The 20062-nt window shown below is 33.1% G+C and carries 24 protein-coding genes; 12 read left to right on the forward strand and 12 right to left on the reverse strand.

Translation table 11 applies throughout. The features are described 5' to 3' along the window. The 3 genes from FJR48_RS07010 to FJR48_RS07020 are packed head-to-tail and all read left to right on the forward strand — an operon-like array spanning window position 1 to window position 2873. Window positions 1–669, forward strand: coding sequence for an SPOR domain-containing protein (locus FJR48_RS07010; protein WP_152307437.1), 669 nt, complete (start codon window positions 1–3; stop codon window positions 667–669). Between the two features lie 6 nt (window positions 670–675). Continuing rightward, on the forward strand, window positions 676–2079 hold the full coding sequence (locus tag FJR48_RS07015) for an anthranilate synthase component I family protein (protein WP_152307438.1): 1404 nt from the start codon (window positions 676–678) through the stop codon (window positions 2077–2079). Further along, window positions 2079–2873 (forward strand): shikimate dehydrogenase, encoded by a 795-nt coding sequence (locus tag FJR48_RS07020; protein ID WP_152307439.1) that lies wholly within the window; start codon window positions 2079–2081, stop codon window positions 2871–2873. Before FJR48_RS07015 ends, FJR48_RS07020 begins: the two co-directional genes overlap by 1 nt. A gap of 12 nt (window positions 2874–2885) precedes the next feature. Here FJR48_RS07020 and FJR48_RS12180 read toward each other — a convergent pair whose 3' ends face one another. Beyond that, window positions 2886–3026: a hypothetical protein gene (locus FJR48_RS12180; RefSeq protein WP_188108558.1), complete on the reverse strand. Its 141-nt coding sequence runs from the start codon at window positions 3024–3026 to the stop codon at window positions 2886–2888. A 558-nt stretch (window positions 3027–3584) separates the two neighbouring features. Between FJR48_RS12180 and FJR48_RS07025 the strand changes: the two genes are divergently transcribed. Beyond that, on the forward strand, window positions 3585–4124 hold the full coding sequence (locus tag FJR48_RS07025; RefSeq protein WP_152307440.1) for an SH3 domain-containing protein: 540 nt from the start codon (window positions 3585–3587) through the stop codon (window positions 4122–4124). Between the two features lie 166 nt (window positions 4125–4290). Here the strand turns inward: FJR48_RS07025 and FJR48_RS07030 are convergent, their stop codons facing one another. Genes FJR48_RS07030 through mltA form a run of 3 tightly spaced genes read right to left on the reverse strand, consistent with a single transcriptional unit; the run spans window position 4291 to window position 6296 of the window. After that, window positions 4291–4587 (reverse strand): DUF2018 family protein, encoded by a 297-nt coding sequence (locus tag FJR48_RS07030; protein ID WP_152307441.1) that lies wholly within the window; start codon window positions 4585–4587, stop codon window positions 4291–4293. A 51-nt stretch (window positions 4588–4638) separates the two neighbouring features. Next, the gene (recR, locus tag FJR48_RS07035; RefSeq protein ID WP_152307442.1) at window positions 4639–5208 is read right to left on the reverse strand and encodes a recombination mediator RecR; all 570 of its coding nucleotides are present in this window, start codon (window positions 5206–5208) and stop codon (window positions 4639–4641) included. Beyond that, window positions 5205–6296 (reverse strand): murein transglycosylase A, encoded by a 1092-nt coding sequence (mltA, locus tag FJR48_RS07040; RefSeq protein ID WP_152307443.1) that lies wholly within the window; start codon window positions 6294–6296, stop codon window positions 5205–5207. Before mltA ends, recR begins: the two co-directional genes overlap by 4 nt. Before the next feature lie 72 nt (window positions 6297–6368). Here mltA and dnaJ point away from each other — a divergent pair, with 72 nt between their 5' ends. Genes dnaJ through FJR48_RS07065 form a run of 5 tightly spaced genes read left to right on the forward strand, consistent with a single transcriptional unit; the run spans window position 6369 to window position 9743 of the window. After that, window positions 6369–7496: a molecular chaperone DnaJ gene (dnaJ, locus tag FJR48_RS07045; protein WP_152307444.1), complete on the forward strand. Its 1128-nt coding sequence runs from the start codon at window positions 6369–6371 to the stop codon at window positions 7494–7496. 19 nt (window positions 7497–7515) lie between these two features. After that, window positions 7516–8106: a class II aldolase and adducin N-terminal domain-containing protein gene (locus FJR48_RS07050; protein ID WP_152307445.1), complete on the forward strand. Its 591-nt coding sequence runs from the start codon at window positions 7516–7518 to the stop codon at window positions 8104–8106. Continuing rightward, window positions 8099–8761 (forward strand): energy transducer TonB, encoded by a 663-nt coding sequence (locus FJR48_RS12185; protein WP_188108559.1) that lies wholly within the window; start codon window positions 8099–8101, stop codon window positions 8759–8761. Before FJR48_RS07050 ends, FJR48_RS12185 begins: the two co-directional genes overlap by 8 nt. Window positions 8762–8770: 9 nt before the next feature. Next, window positions 8771–9340 (forward strand): MotA/TolQ/ExbB proton channel family protein, encoded by a 570-nt coding sequence (locus FJR48_RS07060; protein WP_152307446.1) that lies wholly within the window; start codon window positions 8771–8773, stop codon window positions 9338–9340. Next, window positions 9333–9743: an ExbD/TolR family protein gene (locus FJR48_RS07065; RefSeq protein WP_152307447.1), complete on the forward strand. Its 411-nt coding sequence runs from the start codon at window positions 9333–9335 to the stop codon at window positions 9741–9743. Before FJR48_RS07060 ends, FJR48_RS07065 begins: the two co-directional genes overlap by 8 nt. 37 nt (window positions 9744–9780) lie before the next feature. On the opposite strand, the gene FJR48_RS07070 is transcribed toward FJR48_RS07065, so the two are convergent. Together FJR48_RS07070 and FJR48_RS07075 are read right to left on the reverse strand one after the other, a co-directional pair. Next, window positions 9781–11079, reverse strand: coding sequence for an adenosylmethionine--8-amino-7-oxononanoate transaminase (locus FJR48_RS07070; protein WP_152307448.1), 1299 nt, complete (start codon window positions 11077–11079; stop codon window positions 9781–9783). A gap of 57 nt (window positions 11080–11136) precedes the next feature. After that, window positions 11137–11487, reverse strand: coding sequence for a hypothetical protein (locus FJR48_RS07075; RefSeq protein ID WP_152307449.1), 351 nt, complete (start codon window positions 11485–11487; stop codon window positions 11137–11139). A 170-nt stretch (window positions 11488–11657) separates the two neighbouring features. Between FJR48_RS07075 and FJR48_RS07080 the strand changes: the two genes are divergently transcribed. From FJR48_RS07080 to ftsZ, 3 genes are read left to right on the forward strand one after another with little or no spacing between them, the layout of a single operon-like run. After that, window positions 11658–12986, forward strand: coding sequence for a SurA N-terminal domain-containing protein (locus tag FJR48_RS07080; RefSeq protein WP_152307450.1), 1329 nt, complete (start codon window positions 11658–11660; stop codon window positions 12984–12986). A 1-nt stretch (window position 12987) separates the two neighbouring features. Beyond that, window positions 12988–14346 (forward strand): cell division protein FtsA, encoded by a 1359-nt coding sequence (ftsA, locus tag FJR48_RS07085; RefSeq protein WP_152307451.1) that lies wholly within the window; start codon window positions 12988–12990, stop codon window positions 14344–14346. A gap of 12 nt (window positions 14347–14358) precedes the next feature. Continuing rightward, entirely contained in the window at window positions 14359–15477 is a 1119-nt protein-coding gene (gene ftsZ, locus FJR48_RS07090) for a cell division protein FtsZ (protein WP_152307452.1), read from the forward strand. A 137-nt stretch (window positions 15478–15614) separates the two neighbouring features. Here the strand turns inward: ftsZ and FJR48_RS07095 are convergent, their stop codons facing one another. From FJR48_RS07095 to prmC, 6 genes are all read right to left on the reverse strand, one after another. Further along, on the reverse strand, window positions 15615–16553 hold the full coding sequence (locus tag FJR48_RS07095) for a hypothetical protein (RefSeq protein ID WP_152307453.1): 939 nt from the start codon (window positions 16551–16553) through the stop codon (window positions 15615–15617). Beyond that, a complete protein-coding gene (locus tag FJR48_RS07100) occupies window positions 16550–17218 on the reverse strand; it encodes an ABC transporter ATP-binding protein (protein WP_152307454.1) in 669 nt (222 codons plus the stop codon). The genes FJR48_RS07095 and FJR48_RS07100 overlap by 4 nt, the downstream gene beginning before the upstream one ends. Next, window positions 17215–18393 carry an ABC transporter permease gene (locus FJR48_RS07105; protein WP_152307455.1) on the reverse strand — a complete coding sequence of 393 codons (1179 nt, stop codon included), beginning with the start codon at window positions 18391–18393 and terminating at the stop codon, window positions 17215–17217. The genes FJR48_RS07100 and FJR48_RS07105 overlap by 4 nt, the downstream gene beginning before the upstream one ends. Beyond that, window positions 18390–18689: a hypothetical protein gene (locus tag FJR48_RS07110; RefSeq protein ID WP_152307456.1), complete on the reverse strand. Its 300-nt coding sequence runs from the start codon at window positions 18687–18689 to the stop codon at window positions 18390–18392. The genes FJR48_RS07105 and FJR48_RS07110 overlap by 4 nt, the downstream gene beginning before the upstream one ends. Window positions 18690–18753: 64 nt before the next feature. Next, on the reverse strand, window positions 18754–19233 hold the full coding sequence (locus tag FJR48_RS07115; protein WP_152307457.1) for a DUF4149 domain-containing protein: 480 nt from the start codon (window positions 19231–19233) through the stop codon (window positions 18754–18756). 7 nt (window positions 19234–19240) lie between these two features. After that, the gene (gene prmC, locus FJR48_RS07120) at window positions 19241–20062 is read right to left on the reverse strand and encodes a peptide chain release factor N(5)-glutamine methyltransferase (protein ID WP_152307458.1); all 822 of its coding nucleotides are present in this window, start codon (window positions 20060–20062) and stop codon (window positions 19241–19243) included.

Below are 20062 nucleotides of genomic sequence, written 5' to 3' on the forward strand. Positions count from 1 at the left end.
ATGGAAGAGAAAAACGAGTTAAACGATATTATATTAAACAAAGGTAATAGTTCTAGTTCAAACAAAAAAGTAGTGCTGGCTGTTGCTACTTTAGGAGTAGTGCTAATAATAGTTGTTATGCTTATGAATACCCTTAACTCAACAGATGGCGAAAACTTGCCAAAACCTGTTCCTCTTCCGACTCCGCAAAGTGTAGCTGAAAAATCAGTAGTAGAAGAGACACCTAAAGAAGAAGCTCTTTTTGAAGAAGTTGAAGTTGTTCAAGAAAAAGCAATTGAAGAGAATAACCTTGATCAAATCGCACAAAAACTAAAACAAGAAAGTATGGCGGAATCTACCAAGGAGATTAAAAAAACGCAAAGTAAATCTGAAAATTCAGAAGCTTCAAAAAAACCTGTAACACAGCAAAAACAGCAATTTACTAAAACAACACAGACAAAATCTTCAGGTGAACAGTATTTTGTTCAAGTTGGTTCTTTTTCAAAGTATAAACCAAACAAAAAGTTTTTAGATTCAATTACAAGTAAAGGTTATACGTACCAATTCCATAAAGTAGGCAAACTAAACAAAGTATTAGTAGGTCCTTTCGCAAATGAAAGAGAAGCAAGAACTGCACTTAGAACTATTAGAAGCAATATTGAAGCCGGAGCTTTTTTAACAAAAAAATAGACTAATATGATATATTCAAAAAAATTTATACAAGATATGCTTGCACCGATTGCGGTGTATGAAAAAATTAAAGCACTATATCCACATGAAATAACTTGTCTCTTAGAGAGTGCAGGTCAAAGTGAAGGCAACTATAGCTTTATAGCTATTGGGGCTCGCGAAAGACTGCAATATATAGATGATAAAACAGTATATACGGATGCAGAAGGGGAAAAACATACAAAAGAAGAAAATCCTTTTGATTTTTTAAAAAACTACTATAAAAATATAGATAGCGATGAATATAAGAAAGCAACTTCTGAGTTAAAAATTGGTTATGTTGATGGTTTTTTAGGTTACATAGGTTACGATATGGTAAAAGTGTTCGAGCCAAAACTACACTCTAGTATGGATAACTTAAAAGATGAGCTAAATACACCAGATTTAGACTTAATCTTACCAAAACTGGTCATTGTATATTCACACAAGAACCATGAGATAACTTTAGTATCTACCTTAGAAAAATATTCTAAACAGTTTCAAAACATAGAAAATGAACTAAAATCACCATCTGAATATATAGAGATGGTTAAAAATATAGGTAATGACGAAGGAAGCTTTGCACACTCAAAAGAGAAATTTTTCAAAATGATTGATGACTCCAAAGAGATGATAAAAAGCGGAGATGTTTTTCAGATACTTATGACAAATCGATTTACAAGAAATATAAAAGTAGATCCGTTTAGTTTTTACCGAATTTTAAGAACTAAAAACCCATCTCCTTATATGTTTTTAATGGAATACGAAGATTTTAGTATAGTAGGAAGTTCACCAGAAGTTATGGTTAGACTAAATGAAGGCGAACTTTTACTTCGTCCTATTGCAGGTACTAGAAAACGCGGAGCTACTAAACAAAGAGACCGTGAACTAGAAGAAGAACTTTTAGCCGATCCAAAAGAATTAGCCGAGCATCTGATGCTTATAGACTTAGGCAGAAACGATGTAAGCCGTGTTGCAAAGACGGGTACCGTAAAAGTAGAAGATATGATGCATATCGAGAGATTTAGCCATGTTATGCACATAGTATCTGATGTTGTTGCAGAGATAAGTGATGATAAAGATATGTTTGATTTGTTTATGGCAACTTTTACGGCAGGTACTATGACAGGTGCTCCAAAAATTCGTGCCATGGAATTAATAGCCGAATATGAAGGTATAAAACGCGGTTTTTACAGTGGAAGTATAGGTTACTTTGGTTTTGATGGAAATATGGATACCGCCATAACAATTAGAACGGCAATGGTTAAAGAAGACAAAGTTATTCTTCAAGCCGGAGCAGGAGTTGTAGCAGATAGTCAAAATGAACTTGAATATCTTGAAGTAACAAATAAACTCGGAGCATTAGTTCATTCACTCAAGGATTTAGACTAGTGTCTAAACTATTTGCCATTTTCGGCGATCCTGTTTCACATTCGCGTTCCCCTCTTATGCATAATAGTGTATTTAAAAACCTTAATTATCCTGCTTGTTATACTCGTGTGCATCTAAAAGACGGCTCAAAACTTCGTGAAACTTTTTTTAATCTAAAACTTAGCGGTGCAAATATAACAGTACCGCATAAAGAAGCAGCATATAACGCTTGTGATGAAATAAGAGGCTTCGCAAAAACTGTAGGTGTTGTAAATACCATTATAAATGAAAACGGTAGGCTTATAGGTTATAACACTGATGCCGATGGTTTTATATATGCTATAAGTGAATTTAGGGATATAAAAAGTATTTTAGTTATAGGCGCAGGCGGTACGGCTAAAGCACTTACTTCAAGATTTAAACAAGAGAACATATATGTAAGTGTCTTAAATAGAAGTGAATCCAGACTAAAAGAGTTTAAAACTGTAGTAGATGCTACATATATATGGGATACTTTCAAAGTACAAAAGTATGATTTAGTCGTAAATACTACAAGTGCCGGTTTAAGTGACGATAATTATCCATGTCCAAAAGATATACTTGAAAATATACTAGATAATACTTCTTATGTAGCTGATGCAATATACGGAAAACTAACACCCTTTTTACAACTTGCGGCTGATAAAAACATTACATATAAAGACGGTTCGGATATGTTACTTGGTCAAGGTGTTTTAGCTAACGAGTTGTTTGTGGATGGTGAGTTGAAAAAAGATGATATTCGTAAATATATGAAAAAAAGCTTCGAGCTTTAAAAGTTTTGTAAACTAATCAATTTTTTTAGGTTTACAAAGCATAGCTTTTTTACTCGCTACCATTTTACACTTTTTACATTTGTACTTAGGGTTTTTATCAAACTTCATTACAATTCTTCTGTCTTCTTTGCTAAGTTTACAAAGTGTTTTCATAATTATTTCTTTAACTGAGCATTTAATATTTTTTGCTTTTTTTTACTTATCATTATTTACTCTTTTTAGTGTTTTATAAAACGAAAGTATTCCGATAAACTATAAATTATATCACATTCTTTTGTCTCAGCACTTGTTACAAAAGCTATATTTTTCATAAAAGACTCTTAAAAAATAAATGACAAAATGATTAAATAACGGCAATTATATTTTAAATGTACATCGGTATTTTAAATATTTTGTACGCTTTTTGTCAAAACATGCCATTTCACACTAAAAGTATAATTTAAACTAACATTTTTAGTGTTCATTTATTTATCTAATTTCAAGCTAATCTATATATAATGTTCGTTGAATAAATAGTTCATCCTCGCCGATGGCGAGGATGAACGGTCAAGCCGAGCGAGTTCTTGTTACCCTCCGCCTTACGGCTCCGATAACAAGTCGCTGGAGCGAATACTCTTCTCACTCTACCGTATCAGCTCCGCATACTACGTATGCTTTACTGCTACTCACGAGTGTCGCTCGGCTTGACCGTTAGGCACAAAAGGAGAAGAGATGTTAAAAAAAACAATTGCACTAGCGATGCTATTCATTGGTGTGTTTGCTTATGCACAATCAATGTATGTAATTTCTGATGACTTAAATGTCAGATTGTTACCATCAAAATATGGGAAAAAAACAAGTGTTTTACTAAAAGGTCAAAGGGTTGATGTATATGAAACAAAAAATGGCTGGGCAAGGGTTACAGAATATTATGATGGGTATTCCGAAGAAGTAAATGGAAGAGTTGCAAGATGGGTTTATGCTAAATATCTTTCAAATACCAAACCAAAGAAAAAAATAATCAAATCCAATTCTCCTGTTGCTAAAGCATTAGAGGCTTCTGATGATTATGAAAAATATCATGAAAGCTTTATATCCGCATCAGAACAACTAATTAAAAATGGTACGTGTACAATCAAAAATTTTAATGAACAAGGCGGTTGGGCACGTTCCACAACAAGAGGTAAGGGAGTTTATTTTACCTACTGTGGTGGAATGAGATTGAGTAACAAAGTCTATATCAATGTAGTTACTGGAAAAATTTCTAGGTAGAGCAACATAAAGTCACATCGCACAAATGAGCCTAACAAATCAGAGGAGCCAATAAATTACTCTGCAGGCAATTCATTGGCTCATTTTAAACGTTATCACTAGAAAAGTATTCAAATATCAAAAGTTAAAATTCCTAAAAACTCTAAAGTTTTTTGGAACTAATAACTTAGTCGTTAACACGCTCTAATAAACTGCTAGCTAACTCCATATATACATTTTTTTTCATATGTTCAACTTCTGCAGAATTTTCTAAAACATAAGTTCTTATCATGTTGTCTATATTTTCTATACCGTTACTCTCGGCTAATATAGCTTCCATTACGGCTATTTTTTCAACTATATTGTCAAACTCATCTTCAGCTAAATCTTTACTTACTTGGTTGTGAAAATCCCAGTATTTTGACTTTGGCGTACCGCCAAAAATATTATCTTCATCTTCTAATAGTGCTTCAAATTTTGCCATTATATATTCCTTAGTTTTTTAATTAGAGAATTTTATCTTCTCTTACTTGTTTTAAACTTTAACTCTTGTCTCTAGTGCTCTTGTTAAAGACAATATGTCTATATTTTCCAAACTAACGCCTGTGGGTACACCCTGAGCTATTTTAGAGAAGTTAATATTATACTTTTGTAGCTTATCTTCTATATACAAAATAACTGCATCGTTAGAAATAGACGGAGTGATCGCAAATACAATCTCTTTTACACCGTTTTTTACAATTTTTTCCAGATGCTCAATACTTAGATTTTCTAATGAATCAAGCACAAAGTATTTTCCATCAAAAAGTCCGTTTTCTTCAAGAAGCAAGATATCCTTTGCACTCTCAACTATACAAAGCAGTGATTCATCCCTACTCTCATCACAACATATAAAACAAAGTTCGTCTTCACTCATACCGCCGCAATTGTTACACTTTCTCAATGATCCAAGTGCATCTTCTATTGCATGAGATATTTGAATACCCGTATATGAATCGTTCATAACCATATAGTATGCAAGTCTTGTAGCAGATTTTTTACCGATAGTAGGTAGTGCTTCAAGAGCTTCTACTAAACGGTTAAACTTTTCTAAAGAGCCTATCACATATCACCTTTTGGTAAAAATATCCAAAGCTTTAACGGGGCTTTTAATCTTCCTGCTACACTTCTTGCATCATCTCCAAAACCAAGGAACATATCTGCACGTATCTCACCTTTTATCGCCCCACCCGTGTCTTGAGCCTGAACAATATGAGAAAACTTTGTAGCATTTTGTTCTGCAGAACAATAAAGCATACTACCTAAGGGTATATATCTTTTATCTACGGCTATTGAGCGTCTAGGTGTCAATTCAAGTCCAAGTGAACCTGTTGCAGGCTGTTCTTTTTGTTTAAAAAACACAAGAGAATCATTATAATTTAAAACTTCCTCTACTCTATCCGGATTTTCTCTAAACCATTTACGAATAGATTGAAGTGAGATATTTTCTAAAGGTATTTCACCTTTGTCAACTAAATATTTACCTATAGATTTATATTTATGTCCGTTTTGATTGTCATACCCTATAAAGATTGTTTCATTGTTATCTAAAAGTACACGACCGGAACCTTGAACTTCTAAAAAGAAGAGATCTATTTTATTATCCACATAACAAATCACATCTGCTTCTATAACATCCTTAGAACTCTCTTTACGTGTATAATAAGGCACTATTTTGTTATCTTGCAGACGACCTCTAAGTCTATAATGTTTCAAATCAGGATAAATAGAGCTAAGATCCACCGTAATTAAATCTTTTGGAGTTTCATATACAGGATAAATATATTGGTCATGTTTTGTGAGCGATCCTCTTAAGTAAGGCTCATAATATCCTGTTAGCAATCCTTCTTCTTCTCCCTCTTGAGTGTGTATCTCAAAAGGTAAAAAATTAGATATAAAAAACTCTCTTGCATCCTCAACATTCTCGGCTTTACTACACAAGTCTTTATAGATTTTTTTTGTTCTACCGCTCTTACAGCTATCTTTAAAACCTCTCAAAGCTAGATCATAATCTTCATCTTCCCAGTCTGGCAGATTCTCAAATTCCGTGCAAACAAGATTTGTTTTTGGTAGAGACTGAATCTTTACATACTCTTTTGTACTACAACCTATAAATATTAATAATATTACTAAAAAATTAACTATATACTTCATAATTGCGATTATACAAAGATTAAATTAAAATGGGTATAATTGCGAAAAATTTAAATAGGATATGATGTATTTATGGAAGAAATGAGTTATTATGAAATACTTGAAATAAGCACAACTGCAGATAAAAGTACGATTAAAAAAGCATACAGAAAACTAGCAAAAGAATATCATCCCGACAAAAATCCGGGTGATAAGGAAGCTGAACATAAATTCAAACTTTGTAATGAAGCTTACCAATGTTTAAGTGATGACAAACAAAGAAGTATCTATGACCGTTACGGTAAAGAAGGTTTGCAGGGTATGGGCGGTGGTCGCTCATCCGGCATGGGTGGTTTTGATGATCTTGGTTCAATCTTTGAAGAGATGTTTAACGGTTTTGGAGGGAGAAGTTCACGCAGACGCCAAAACCCTGCCGATATGGATAAATATCAACTCGATATGAACATAAATATGTCTCTATCTTTTCATGAAGCCGTTTTTGGATGTGAAAAAGAGGTTACGTTTAACTATAAAGATGCCTGTAAACCTTGTAAAGGAACAGGAGCAAAAGACGCTAAACTATCTACTTGTAAACAGTGTGGAGGTCAAGGTCAAGTTCATATGCAACAAGGCTTTATGACATTTTCTCAAACTTGTCCTGCTTGTAACGGTAGCGGAAGTGCACCAAGTGAGCCGTGTCCAAGTTGTAAAGGAAGCGGGTATGAAGAAAAAAGAGGTAGTGTTACACTAAAAGTTCCAAAAGGTATAGACGACGGTAACCGTTTAAGAGTTTCAGGTAAAGGTAACATAGGTAAACGTGGAAACCGCGGTGATTTATATGTTACATTCGAGGTTAAACCTGATAAACACTTTGTAAGAGACGGAAATAATATATACATAGAGATTCCCGTATTTTTTACTCAGGCAATTACTGGTGAAACTATTACGATTCCATCACTTACGGGTGAGCTAGAGCTCAAACTTGAAACCGGAACAAGAGATAAACAACAGTTTACTTTCCGTGGTGAAGGTATTGAAGACGTGCACGGTCATGGGAAAGGTCACTTGATTGCACAAATCAATATTACATATCCAAAAAGTTTAGATTCCAAACAAAAAGAGCTTATTGCAGAACTTCAAGAATCTTTTGGAATAGAATCAAAACCACATGAAAGTGTGCTTGATTCTGCAATAGATAAAATGAAGAGTTGGTTTAAGTAAAGAAATAAAAGGATTAAACATGAATAGAAAACATATAAAAGATACTTTATCAAGCTTAGCACTATCCATGTTTAGAAAAGATTTCTTTGGAATATACCATGGCTCATTATCTGCCAAAGTCGAATCAAACCGTTTTATTATAAATACAAAAGAGGCTGTTTTTGATGCTATAGATGATTCTTCTTTAATAGAGCTTTATTTTAAAAGAGACTATCGATGGAACCAAGCGAGTATAGACTCGACTATTCATCACAGCATCTACTCTCAAATATCGGATGCAAAATTCATATCTTTTTCAATGCCGCCTTTTACGACTGCGTATTCATTAGAACACAACGTTATAACGCCTAAAGATTATTTCGGACATAGAGATATTGGCTCTATAGAGATTGTTAAACCGGGTAACTTTGATGACTGGTATGATCGTGCGCAAAGTACCATTACACACTACTTTCAAAAAAATAAAACTAATATTATGGTTGTTAGCGGTTACGGTGTTTATTCTTATAATAGAGATATTCACGAAATGGCTAAAAAATTAGCTATATTGGAAAAAAGCTGCAGACTTTTAATGTTAGATGAGGCAAGTAAAGATTACCGTTTTGATTAGGCTGGTTATATATTTTATTATTATCTCACTTTTGATAATAACACCGTTCAAACTACCTCAAAAAACAAATATAGAAAAAACAAAATTAACTAGCAATTCCGTAAAAATAACTTTAGTAAACCAAGCAAAGCCAAAGCCAAAACCAAAATCGAAGCCCAAGCCTAGACCAAAACCTAAAAAAAAGCCTAAGATTAAGCCTAAAATAAAACCAAAACCACAACCAAAGCCTATTCCTAAACCTACTTTAGAACCTAAACCCGAACCTATAAAAAAGATAGAACCCAAACCCGTAAAAGAAGTATTTGAAAAAGAAGAACTTCTACCTCAAATTGAAGAAGAGATTACCGCACCTTTAGTAGATAACACGCCGGAGATTAAACAGACATATTATACTTATATTCGTTCGGTTATCGAACAAAACAAAATATACCCTAGAAAAGCAAGACGTTTTAAGCATCAAGATGATGTTAAAATAAGCTTTTTAGTAAACTTTGACGGCAGTGCAGATGCACTTGAAATAATACAACCATCAAGATACAATACGCTTAATAAAGCCGTAGAAACAATGTTTAATAATTTAACTTTTGAACCACCGCCAAAAGAATTGGAATCTCCGATAAAAATAATTATTACAATTAATTTTAAATTAAAATAGGAAAAACAGATGAGTATACTAGAAATTTGGACTGAACACGATTGGGTTGTAAAAACCCTAATTATAGCTTTTTCCATAGTCATTTTAATGTCTCTTGAAAAAGTTTATCACTATATTTTATACTATAAACACAATAAACAATTAGATGAACTGACAAGTTTAAATGAGCTCGAAAATCTTGATGATGGTATGGTAAAAAAAACACTGCAGGACATTAAAGACTATCCACATGATTCAAGCTCATTTTTAAACTCTTACATAGGCGTTAAACTTGATTTATATGAACAATATATGATGAAATATGTATCTATAATAGGCGTTATAGCGGTTCTTAGTCCTATGCTTGGATTAATCGGTACATTTATAGGTGTATGGCATGTTTTTGAAGGCGTAGCGGATATCAGTCTAAGTGATCCTTCTATAATCGCAGGTGGTATTAAAGAGGTTATCGTCGATACTATGTCGGGACTTATCGTTGCCGTTGGTTCTATGATTTTATACAAAACATTTGAGTATATCAGTATGAAAAATGTTTCAAAATTTGAAGAGAAACTTTATAAGTTAGTTAAAGATGCGTAGAAACTCAAAAAGACCATCGGTAAATCTTGATATAGCACCCGTTAATCTTATAGATTTACTCCTTATTTTACTGATTTTTTTTATAACTACTACGACATTTTTACAGTTAAAGATGATTGATTTAAATATACCCGTATCTAGTTCTAAAAAAGTAGTTTACAAAAAAAATATAACTCATATTGTAAATATTACAAAAGATTGTAAATATTTTATAGATAAAAAAGCTGTACAAAAAGAGGAATTGGCAAAAGAATTAAACTCTATTTATAAATCAAATAAAAATTCTATTTTTCAAGTTGGGGCGGATAAAGAATCACCACATAGATGCTTTGTAGATATCTTAGATATTTTTTCTACTGAGGGGATAGGAAATATTTCTGTCTTAACTAAAAATAAAGAATAAGTCGTGTCTTTATACGACAGACTTATTCTCTAAAGTTTTACCGTAAATTATTTATGGCTTCTAATGTTGTATCCATCATCTTGTCAATCTCTTCATAAGAGATGATATACGGCGGCATAAAATATACAACGTGACCCAGTGGACGGATTAAAACACCGCGTTCTAAACAATACTGATGCACCTTTAGTCCTATTCTCTGTTCAGATGAATAACCTTTAAGTTCAACTACGCTGACCATTCCCGTTTGTCTGATTTCCAAAACGTTTTCAAGCTTTTCAAACTCTTTTAACTTCTCTAACATATACGCAGATTTTTTCTCATTCTCTTTTATAACATTTTCATTCTCAAAAATATCAAGTGTAGCATTTGCAGCAGCACAAGCTAGTGCATTTCCCGTATATGAATGCGAATGCAAAAAAGCTTTATACTCTAAATAATCACAATAAAATTTTGCATAAACATCATTTGAAGTAAGTACAACCGATAGAGGTAAATAACCGCCCGTTATACCTTTTGAGAGCACTAAAAAATCAGGTGTTATATCTGCGTATTCACATGCAAAAAGTTTACCAGTTCTTCCAAAACCCACCATCACTTCATCGGCTATTAGATGCACATCGTATCTGTTACATATGTCACGCACAAGTTCTAAAAAATGTGGATGATACATATGCATATACCCTGCCCCTTGAATAAGAGGTTCAAGGATTATTGCACTTATCTCGTTTGATTTTTCTCTACATAAATTTTCAAACTCTTTTGCGGCAACCTTGGCTGCATCTATACTCATATCTTTTGGTGTAGGTGTTTGCATACTTTTTATAAGCAAAGGCTCGTATGTATCTTTGTAAAGTTCTACATCACCTACACTTAAAGCACCTATAGTCTCACCGTGGTAAGAATTTGTAAGAGATACGAATATAGGCTTATTTTTGCCGTCATTTTTATGTGCATGAAAACTCATCTTAAGTGCTACTTCAACGGCAGACGAGCCATTATCTGCATAAAAACATTTATCTAAACCATTAGGTGTTATTTTTACCAAGCGTTCAGAAAGTTTTATGATAGGTTCATGTGTAAAACCGGCTATTATAACGTGTTCTAAGGTATCTAATTGCTCTTTTATTTTTTGATTTATATAATCGTTTGAGTGTCCAAAAATATTAACCCACCAAGAACTGATGCCGTCAATAAACTTATTGCCTTCAAAATCTTCAAGCCATACGCCTTTACCGCTTTTTACAGGAGTAAGGGGCAAACTTTCATAATCTTTCATCTGAGAACACGGATGCCACAAGACATCCAAGTCTCTATTTTTTAGTTCTTCATTTTTCATCGGGCAATTATAACAACTACTCTTTAAATATAAATTTATTAAAGCTAAATATTATATCTATGAATATTTTTTAAAATCGCAGTATTCTTGTGTATGTGGGATACTTACACATTTAAGCAGTCCGTAAAGTTCAAAATCTCTACCGCTTAAATCGCAAAGTTCATTTCCTTTTTCTCCTAAAAAAATAAACTTCTCGTATTTATGATCACTTTTTTTTACGTAATTTGAAAAAACAACATAAACTGCATCTTTTAAAACTGGATATTCAAGACATACTTTTTTAAATTTATCGCAATTTTTATCCACACACATTATCTCTAATATTTCTGATTGTATAGTGTTTAACAATACTTCCGGTAGTTCCGGAAGTTCAATATCTAAATGGGCATACTTTTCAATACGATTCATAACATATCCTTACAGTATAGCTATTGAAAAACATTATACTAATTCATGTTATATCCCACTTAAAAAAATAATATATAATATTCATTTAAAGTAAAAAAACTACACTTTATGAAGCTTAAAGCCTAATTTACATAAAATACACAAAAATTATATACAAGGTTTATACATAGATGATTACGTGGATGCAAAGACATAAAAAATACCTTATTATTACTATTTGGATATCAACAATAGCTTTTGTTGGTGCAGGATTTGTAGGTTGGGGACAGTATTCTTACGGCGATAAAGCAGGAGCCGTAGCGAAAGTCGGGGAAATTGAAGTAAGTATGGGTGATTTACAAAAAGCTTATTCAAGACTATATAACCAGTATAACAAAATGTTCCAAGGAAACTTTGATGAAGAAAAAGCAAAAAGTTTTGGTCTTCAAAAACAAGCACTTCAACAGTTAATCGACCAGTCATTAATTTTAAATTTAGCATCTGATTATGATCTTAGCGTTAATGATGAAGAGTTACTAGATGAAATTAAGTCTCAAGAATTTTTCTTTAAAGACGGAGTGTTTTCAAAAGAGGTTTATAAAACCATGCTATCAAGAAATAATCTTACTATGAAAGATTATGAAAAAGATGTAAAAAAACAGCTATTAATCCAAAAAGTTTTAATTCTACTTCCTGTTAAAACTAATGAAAATGAAAATAAAATTCTCTCTACTATACTTAGCATCGCAGATAAAATAGACTATAAAGTTTTAAGTGATGAACAAATCAGTATAGATACTTCCGATAAAATGTTAAAACCTTACTGGGAAGGTATGAAACAAAACTTTATGAATGAAGTAAGCTATGATATAAACTATATAAAGCACGATGCAAATACAAGCAAAAAAGACGCTTTAAGAACATATATTGACTTTAAAAAATCAAAATTATCAACTGAAGTAAAAACTACTAAAACTACTATTAGTAAAACAACTAATCCTTTTGATGCCGATACTTTAGAAAAAATATCTAATTTAACACTTGCAGCACCTTTCATGAAACCTGTTGAAATAGACGGAATTTTTTATACGGTTGAACTTGTAAAAGTAAACCAAGCTACTCCAAAATCTTACGAAGATGCTAAAGAAGAAGTAAAGTCTCTTTACGTTCAAGAACAAAAAAGAATGAAACTTCAAGAATTGGCAAACAACTCTTATGCTACATTTAAAGGTACTACTACAAAATTTGTAACGCAAGCAGATGCCTTAGAATTAACAAAACTACACCCTGATGAAGCAAAAGATTTTCTTTCTAAACTTTTTACTAAACAAGAAAAAAGAGGATTTGTCGATATAGGTAATGGAAAGATTGTTCTTTATAACATTTTGGAACAAAAGATGCTTAATAAATCTCAACAAAGCGATACACTTGCAAAGTTGAAAAGTTCGATGTTTAGCGAAGGTTTAATTAACAATTTACAAAGCAAGTATAAAACAGAAATTTTTATAGAAGGACTGTAGTTTGGCAAGAACCGTACTAGCCATAGATATTGGGTCTACAAAAATATGTGCAATTATTGCAAGAATAGACGATGACAACTCTTGTGCAGCTATCGGTGCAGGAATTACCAAGGCACAAGGTCTTAAACGTGGAACAATAACCAACATCGAACTAGCCTCAAAGTCTATAAAACAAGCCGTTGACGATGCAAAACGCGTAGCTGCAACCGATGTTAAAAGTGCAATAGTATCTATTTCAGGTTCTTATACAAAAAGTCTTAACTCTTCAGGTATCGTAAATATCCAAAATAAAGAGATAAGCTTTAACGAAATTGAGCGTGTTATGCAGACATCATTGTATAATGCCAACATACCAAACGAGTATGAAGTACTTCATGCACTGCCTTATAACTTTAAAGTAGATGACCAAGATTATATAGAAGACCCACTGGGAATGAATGCAGCTCGCTTAGAGGTTGAAACTCATATCATCACTACACAAAAAGCAAATCTTAACAATCTTAAAAAAGCAGTTAGCGGTGCGGGAATAGAAGTTGAAAATATAATTCTTAGCGGATATGCATCTTCGATATCGACAATTAACGATGATGAAAAAGAGCTTGGTGTAGCTGTAATTGATATAGGCGGTAATACTTCAAACATAACTATACATTCAGGTAGTTCTATAAGACATAACGAATTTTTAGGCGTAGGAAGCAACCATGTAACAAATGACTTATCTATGGCACTTCATACTCCTCTTAGCGTAGCTGAGAGTGTAAAGATTGATTACGGTTCACTCCTAACTCCTAGTAACGACTTAATAGAATTACCGATGATTGGTGATGAAAAAACGACTCATGAAGTATCTCTTGAAGTTGTACATAACGTAATTTACGCTAGAGTTGAAGAGACACTTATGATTTTGGCTCAGTTTATTGAAAACAGCGGCTTAAAAGATCAGCTTGGTGCCGGTATAGTTCTAACGGGAGGGCTTTCAAAAATGGAAGGCATCCGTGAACTTGCCGTAGCTACATTTGACAGTGGTCCGGTAAGACTGGCTCGCCCAAAAGAGATGGAAGGTCTATTTGACGATATAAGAGGACCGGAATTTGCTAGTGCTGTAGGATTGGTAATGTATGCTGCAAAGAACTATACACCTTATGAAATAGATGTAAATAAGCATGTAAGACATTCAAACGAAACACCTCTTGAGAGTGTGAGTGTGAATTTCAAAGAAAATTCTGAAATACCTGTAGCCCCAATAGCGGAGGAAGACGTAAAAGAAACGCTAGTTTCTCTTCCTGATAAGAAAGAGAAAAAAAGTGATGAAGCTTCATCATTTAATAAATTTTGGAACTGGGCTACCCAGTTATTTTAAAGGAGAGTAAGTATGAGTGATGCATTTGTAGTTGAAGAAGTTCAAGGATTAAACGGTGCAAGAATCATAGCTGTCGGTGTCGGCGGCGGCGGCGGAAATATGATTGGGCATATGTTAAACGAAGGAATTACAGGCATTGAAATGATTAGTGTAAATACTGATGCCCAAGTTCTACAAAACAGCCAGTCAACAAAGATTCAAATCGGTGCTAAACTTACTAAAGGTCTAGGGGCTGGAATGAAACCCGAGATAGGTAAAGAGAGTGCACTAGAGAGTTATGATGAGATTCGTGCAGCTCTTGATGGAGCCGACATAGTATTTATCTCTGCAGGTCTTGGCGGTGGAACAGGTACCGGTGCAGCGCCTGTTGTGGCACAGATTGCTAAAGATGTAGGTGCACTTACAATCAGTGTAGTTACAAAACCTTTTATGTTTGAGGGTAAAAAAAGACAAAAACTTGCTGAAAGCGGTCTTGAAGAATTAAAGCGTGAAAGTGACTCTATAGTTGTAATTCCAAACGATAAACTTTTATCTATCATAGATAGAAAACTGGGACTTAAAGACAGTTTTAAAATTGTTGACAGTGTACTTGCTCAAGCTGTAAGCGGAACAAGCGGTGTTATTTTATCTAGCGGGTCTAATGATATCAACCTTGACTTTGCCGACTTAAAAACCGTAATGAACCATAAAGGTATGGCTCTTATGGGTGTAGGTGAACATGAAGGTGACAATGCGGCATATGAAGCTATAAAATCGGCTATTGAATCTCCGCTGCTTGATAATATGAGCATCAACGGTGCTATGGGTGTTCTTGTTCACTTCTCTATGCATCCTGATTTTCCGACTATGGAAATTTACTCTGCTATGGAAGTTGTAAATGAGTCTGCACACGAAGATGCCGACATCATCTTCGGTACATCTACAGATGAGTCTCTTAATGAAAACTATGTAAAAATCACTATAGTAGCTACAGGATTTGAGCAAAAAGAGGAAAAACTTACTAACAATGAAGACTTTGTAAGTGAGACTCCTGCTCCTATAGCTAAATCACGCCCGCGTTTAGTTGTCGGCGGTGATATGGATGAGAGCCACTTAGATGTGCCTTCATATATGAGAAGACAGCAAGATTAGCCTTGCCCTTCTCTCCAACGAAGGGAACAATTTTCTTTGGAAAAATGTTCACCGTAGTTGAAAGAGAGAGATGGGTACTTCAAAAATAAAGTCAATAATACTTCCAGAGGAAGTCTATCCAAGCTTCCTCTCTCCCCTTACAAAAACACACCATTTTTCAAATAGTAAACTACAACATATCCACTTACCAAAAGTACAAACAACAAGTTTGATATAAATGAAAGTTTAAAAAATTTATCTTTAAAAAGAACTATAAGACCGTTAAATGTACCTATAAATAAAAGTGCATAAATTAGATAACCGACATAGTAATAATCACTCTGCAAATAACAAAACGGGCAGTGATGGCTAGGGAGTTCATATATATAAGTCCCAAAGAACATAATCATGGAGATTATCGAAACTATAATAAAGATTAAGTTTGAGATTGCATAAACATACTTAGATTTAAATACATATGCAAAAGTTATTAAAGCAAAATTGGCATAAAATACACTTACTAAAATATTATTATCGATTGAGAATAAACTAGATACTATAGAGTCCGATGTAGATGAGTAAAGTGTCCCACAACACGATACCAGCTTATCTATCTCAAAATTGTAAAATGTATAAAATTCTATTAGTATCTCAGATAAAAACAAAGCAAACAACACTATAAAAAGTGCAAATTTCATCTTAATATACGGTTGCTTTTCATTTTTTACATCTTCCGTGTTTAAAACAAGCCAGAAAGCAAAAAGATATATATTTAACACTTTAAGGGTAATAAGCATCGTTCCATAATCAGTTGCGTCCAGCACTCCTGCTCCACACATAGCACCGCTTAATACGTTTGAGAGTTTATCGAGTGTAAATATAAAAAATAAAAAAAGAGGAACTTTAACTATAAATATATATTTAATTATAGTAGTCGCAAGATAGCTTTGACGCTCTAGCGAATACTGTAATGGATCGGATGAGTTCTTATCGTATTTTAGGTATATTTTTACACTAAGATACAATGCAATCAAACCAAATACAAAAAATAAAAAATCCAGTATATATATGGTTAATATCTCAGGTGAGAGTATCATACAATAGACCCGTTTTTCATCTCAATATATTTATCTACAATATCCAAATCAAAAAACAAAGGATCGTGTGTAGCTATTATGATTGTCTTATTTTTTTCTTTTAAATCTTTTATGATATTTATAAAATTAAGTGAGAGTTTTTCATCCAGATTTGCCGTAGGCTCATCCGCTATTATAATTTTAGGAGAGTTTATATAAGCTCTCGCGATTGCCACGCGTTGTTGTTCACCTCCTGAGAGGTTTTTAACGGTCGTGTGTTTATAATGTTTTATATCAAACATCTCCAGGGCTGCATCTACCTTGTTCTCAACTAAATCCGAGTTCATGTTTTTAGGAATCAAAGGTAAGATTACATTTTGTTCAACCGATATATCTTCAACTAGATTATACTTTTGAAAAACTATACCGATGTTGTTTAGTCTATACTCAGATGCAAACCTGTCCGTGAGTTTTGATATCTGTTTATTATCTACTATAACTTCACCGCTAGTAGGCTTGGATATAGCCGATACAAGTGAGAGTATGCTACTTTTACCGCTACCGCTTGCACCTTTTAGTACAACCAAACTACCCTCTTTTATATCTATATTTATATCTTTTAAAGCAGTTACTACATTGTTTTTTCCAAGTTTATAGCTTTTGTTAATATTTTTAAACTCTATCATCTCATCACCTCGTCTGCATCCATAGTAGCTACACGCCAAGACGGTATTATGATAGATGCTATGTATATAGGTACACTTAGGAAAAATACTAGCACCATTGTCTGTATATCGAAAACAAAAGGCAATTCAAATGCCACCTTTAACTCGCTGTAACCGCTAAATATGTCTCTTAAAAGAGGAGCTCCCAGTCCGTAAACAAAACCAAGTGCTAAAAATATTCCCAAAAGATAAGCAAATATTGAGATAAGTGCACCCTCGTAAAACTTCTCTTTAAGGACATCATCCAAGCTCCATCCTATTGCTTTAAGAACGCCTATCTCTTTTCTCTCGCTTGAACTGAGTCCGCTTGATTTATCAAACACTATTATAAAAAAAGTAAAAAGACTTACGATAAAAAGAGCTAAAAATACTCCGCTTTTATAATCAAAAATGTTTTGATACGATACTTTTAAGTCATTTTTTGTAATAACTCTGGTATCGGGATATAAAAGTTTTATCTTAGCAGCTACGGTAACTACTTCATCAGGATTTGCAACTTTCACCACTATATCCGTTGCATATTCATCGCTCATACCGTAGATGCTACGCATATTTTCTTTTGAGAGCACTATTACGTCATTTGATTCCAAGTTAGTATCTGATTTAAATGTACCGCCAATGTCTATCTTTTTTAGTGAACCATCAGGAAGTATAAAATTAAAATACTCTTTAAAGTAGTTTTTACTCATTATCTCTTTAACACCCTGTCCTACATATGCATTAGATTCATCGAAATTTTTTGTAGCATCTACCAGATTTTGAAGTGAATTTTTATACTGCTTCTCAAACTGCTCGATTCCCACAAGGGTAAAGTTAACACCTGCATTTACAAAGTAGTAATACCCCCATACCCTTGCCGTTACATCGTTTACACCGGTTATTGAGAGTATTTCATCAACTCTGCTTACTTCAATATCATAGTGTTTTCCAGATATAAGTTTTTGAACCGTAATCTCAGGAAGTGATTCAACACTGTATTGGAGTTCATTTTTTATGGATGATGTTATGAAAAACATACTCGATAAAATAAAAATCAAAAAAGTAAGTATCGTAGTTATAAAAATATTTTTATATTTTTGACGTAATAAGGAGTTTATTGAATACTCAAGGAGATAAAGGTTTATATATCTATTCATTTAATATTTCCGTTTTTTGCGTTCATTATGATAAAGCTAGACGGAAAGTACTCACGTAAAATACCGTCATCTTTGTATATTTCAAATGTTGAAGAAAGACTTCTATGTCTGATAAACGTAGCTTCTGTGGATATTGCCAAATCCGGTAGGCCCAATAGAGAAACAAACTCTTTTTTAGCTTCTATTTGAGATTTTGAGACAGCCTTAGTTTTATCTAAATAAAGATACTCAACTACTAAAGCCATAATCAAAAATACAAACGTATATATACTTAATTTTGCTTTTTTATTTAACAAAAATTACCCTTTAAAATAAGGGGTTTATTTTATCAAACTAGTATTAAATGTTTGTTAAATATATTTATCTTGTACGCATAAGCATTAAGCGTCTTATAAACAAAAGAAGAAGACCCACTGCAAGTATTTTAAAATCTATCTCACTTGCCATGTGAACAGACAAGAAAGTATCACTTTGCGTAGCTTCACGACCCAAACTCTGCATACTCAAAATTTTAGGAGCATAAACTGCCGAAAACATTAAAGCGCTAAATGAAACAAGCGTAGCACCTACAAATACATAAGTATCTCTCTGCCCTATTTTGTACATATACAACTCATAAGCAAGTACATAAAAAGATACAAAATAAAGCCAGTAAGAAAAACGATGAAAAATTTCAGCCATCATAATTCCTGCATTGTGCTTATCTACAAAAACTTCCATTCCCAAAGAAGAGTTATGAAATACTACGGGGGCGACTAAAGTTCCAAGAACTAAAACGCCACCTAAAGTAGCCGATAAAACTAACAAATAACTAAAATCCAAATAAATATTTCTTCTCATATCATACCTATAGTATAAGCGTAAAACCTCTATCGAACTCTGAATAATCTTTGTAAAAAGTTAAGGTTTTAAACTCTTTTTCTTTTAAATAATATGAAATTCTATCCTTTTGGTCATAACCCATCTCACAAGAAAAAAACTTAATATCTCTTCTTAAGACTTCATCAAGTAACTCTTTTATGATTTCATCCCCCACTTTTCCTCCATACAAGGCATTTTGAGGCTCATAATCAAGATTAGATTCGAGTTTTATACCATCTTCTATATATGGAGGATTTGATACTAAATAATCTATTTTTTCCTTTACAGGCTCTAACAACGAACCCTCTCTTAGCTCTATTCTATCTTCAAGTCCAAATTTTTCTATATTTTTTTTGGCAATTTTAAGTGCATCTGGAGATATATCTACTGCTATGAATTTTGCATTTTTGTAATGAAGTGCAAGCATAATAGAGATAATACCACTTCCGACTCCAACTTCTGCAAACTGTATATCTGCATCTCTATTTGGAAAATGTTTAAGTATATCATCTATCAGAAGTTCCGTTTCCGGTCTTGGTATTAACGCACCCTCAGCTATATAAAACTCTTCTGAATAAAAACTGACCTTATTTGTAATATATTCAAAAGGTTCATTTTTACTTCTGCGTTGAACCATTTCAAAAAGTTTATCCGTATTTTCAACTGTAGTATTTTGATTTGTCAGAAGCCATAATTCATCTACAGCTAAATGATGCATTAAAAAAAGTTGAGCTTCACGGGAAGCTCTTGGTATATGTGGGTCTAGCTTACGAGTTATCTCACTCAAAAGCTCTTTTACTGTACTCAA

Source organism: Sulfurimonas lithotrophica (assembly GCF_009258225.1).
GTDB classification, from domain to species: Bacteria; Campylobacterota; Campylobacteria; order Campylobacterales; family Sulfurimonadaceae; genus Sulfurimonas; species Sulfurimonas lithotrophica.

What these genes read in the sequence shown, in the direction of transcription:
- FJR48_RS07010 (WP_152307437.1), top strand. Translation starts at nt 1, where the DNA reads ATGGAAGAGAAAAACGAGTTAAACGATATTATATTAAACAAAGGTAAT.
- FJR48_RS07015 (WP_152307438.1), top strand. Translation starts at nt 676, where the DNA reads ATGATATATTCAAAAAAATTTATACAAGATATGCTTGCACCGATTGCG.
- FJR48_RS12180 (WP_188108558.1), bottom strand. Translation starts at nt 3,026, where the DNA reads ATGAAAACACTTTGTAAACTTAGCAAAGAAGACAGAAGAATTGTAATG.
- FJR48_RS07025 (WP_152307440.1), top strand. Translation starts at nt 3,585, where the DNA reads ATGTTAAAAAAAACAATTGCACTAGCGATGCTATTCATTGGTGTGTTT.
- FJR48_RS07030 (WP_152307441.1), bottom strand. Translation starts at nt 4,587, where the DNA reads ATGGCAAAATTTGAAGCACTATTAGAAGATGAAGATAATATTTTTGGC.
- mltA (WP_152307443.1), bottom strand. Translation starts at nt 6,296, where the DNA reads ATGAAGTATATAGTTAATTTTTTAGTAATATTATTAATATTTATAGGT.
- dnaJ (WP_152307444.1), top strand. Translation starts at nt 6,369, where the DNA reads ATGGAAGAAATGAGTTATTATGAAATACTTGAAATAAGCACAACTGCA.
- FJR48_RS07050 (WP_152307445.1), top strand. Translation starts at nt 7,516, where the DNA reads ATGAATAGAAAACATATAAAAGATACTTTATCAAGCTTAGCACTATCC.
- FJR48_RS07060 (WP_152307446.1), top strand. Translation starts at nt 8,771, where the DNA reads ATGAGTATACTAGAAATTTGGACTGAACACGATTGGGTTGTAAAAACC.
- FJR48_RS07065 (WP_152307447.1), top strand. Translation starts at nt 9,333, where the DNA reads ATGCGTAGAAACTCAAAAAGACCATCGGTAAATCTTGATATAGCACCC.
- FJR48_RS07070 (WP_152307448.1), bottom strand. Translation starts at nt 11,079, where the DNA reads ATGAAAAATGAAGAACTAAAAAATAGAGACTTGGATGTCTTGTGGCAT.
- FJR48_RS07075 (WP_152307449.1), bottom strand. Translation starts at nt 11,487, where the DNA reads ATGAATCGTATTGAAAAGTATGCCCATTTAGATATTGAACTTCCGGAA.
- FJR48_RS07080 (WP_152307450.1), top strand. Translation starts at nt 11,658, where the DNA reads ATGATTACGTGGATGCAAAGACATAAAAAATACCTTATTATTACTATT.
- ftsZ (WP_152307452.1), top strand. Translation starts at nt 14,359, where the DNA reads ATGAGTGATGCATTTGTAGTTGAAGAAGTTCAAGGATTAAACGGTGCA.
- FJR48_RS07095 (WP_152307453.1), bottom strand. Translation starts at nt 16,553, where the DNA reads ATGATACTCTCACCTGAGATATTAACCATATATATACTGGATTTTTTA.
- FJR48_RS07100 (WP_152307454.1), bottom strand. Translation starts at nt 17,218, where the DNA reads ATGATAGAGTTTAAAAATATTAACAAAAGCTATAAACTTGGAAAAAAC.
- FJR48_RS07105 (WP_152307455.1), bottom strand. Translation starts at nt 18,393, where the DNA reads ATGAATAGATATATAAACCTTTATCTCCTTGAGTATTCAATAAACTCC.
- FJR48_RS07115 (WP_152307457.1), bottom strand. Translation starts at nt 19,233, where the DNA reads ATGAGAAGAAATATTTATTTGGATTTTAGTTATTTGTTAGTTTTATCG.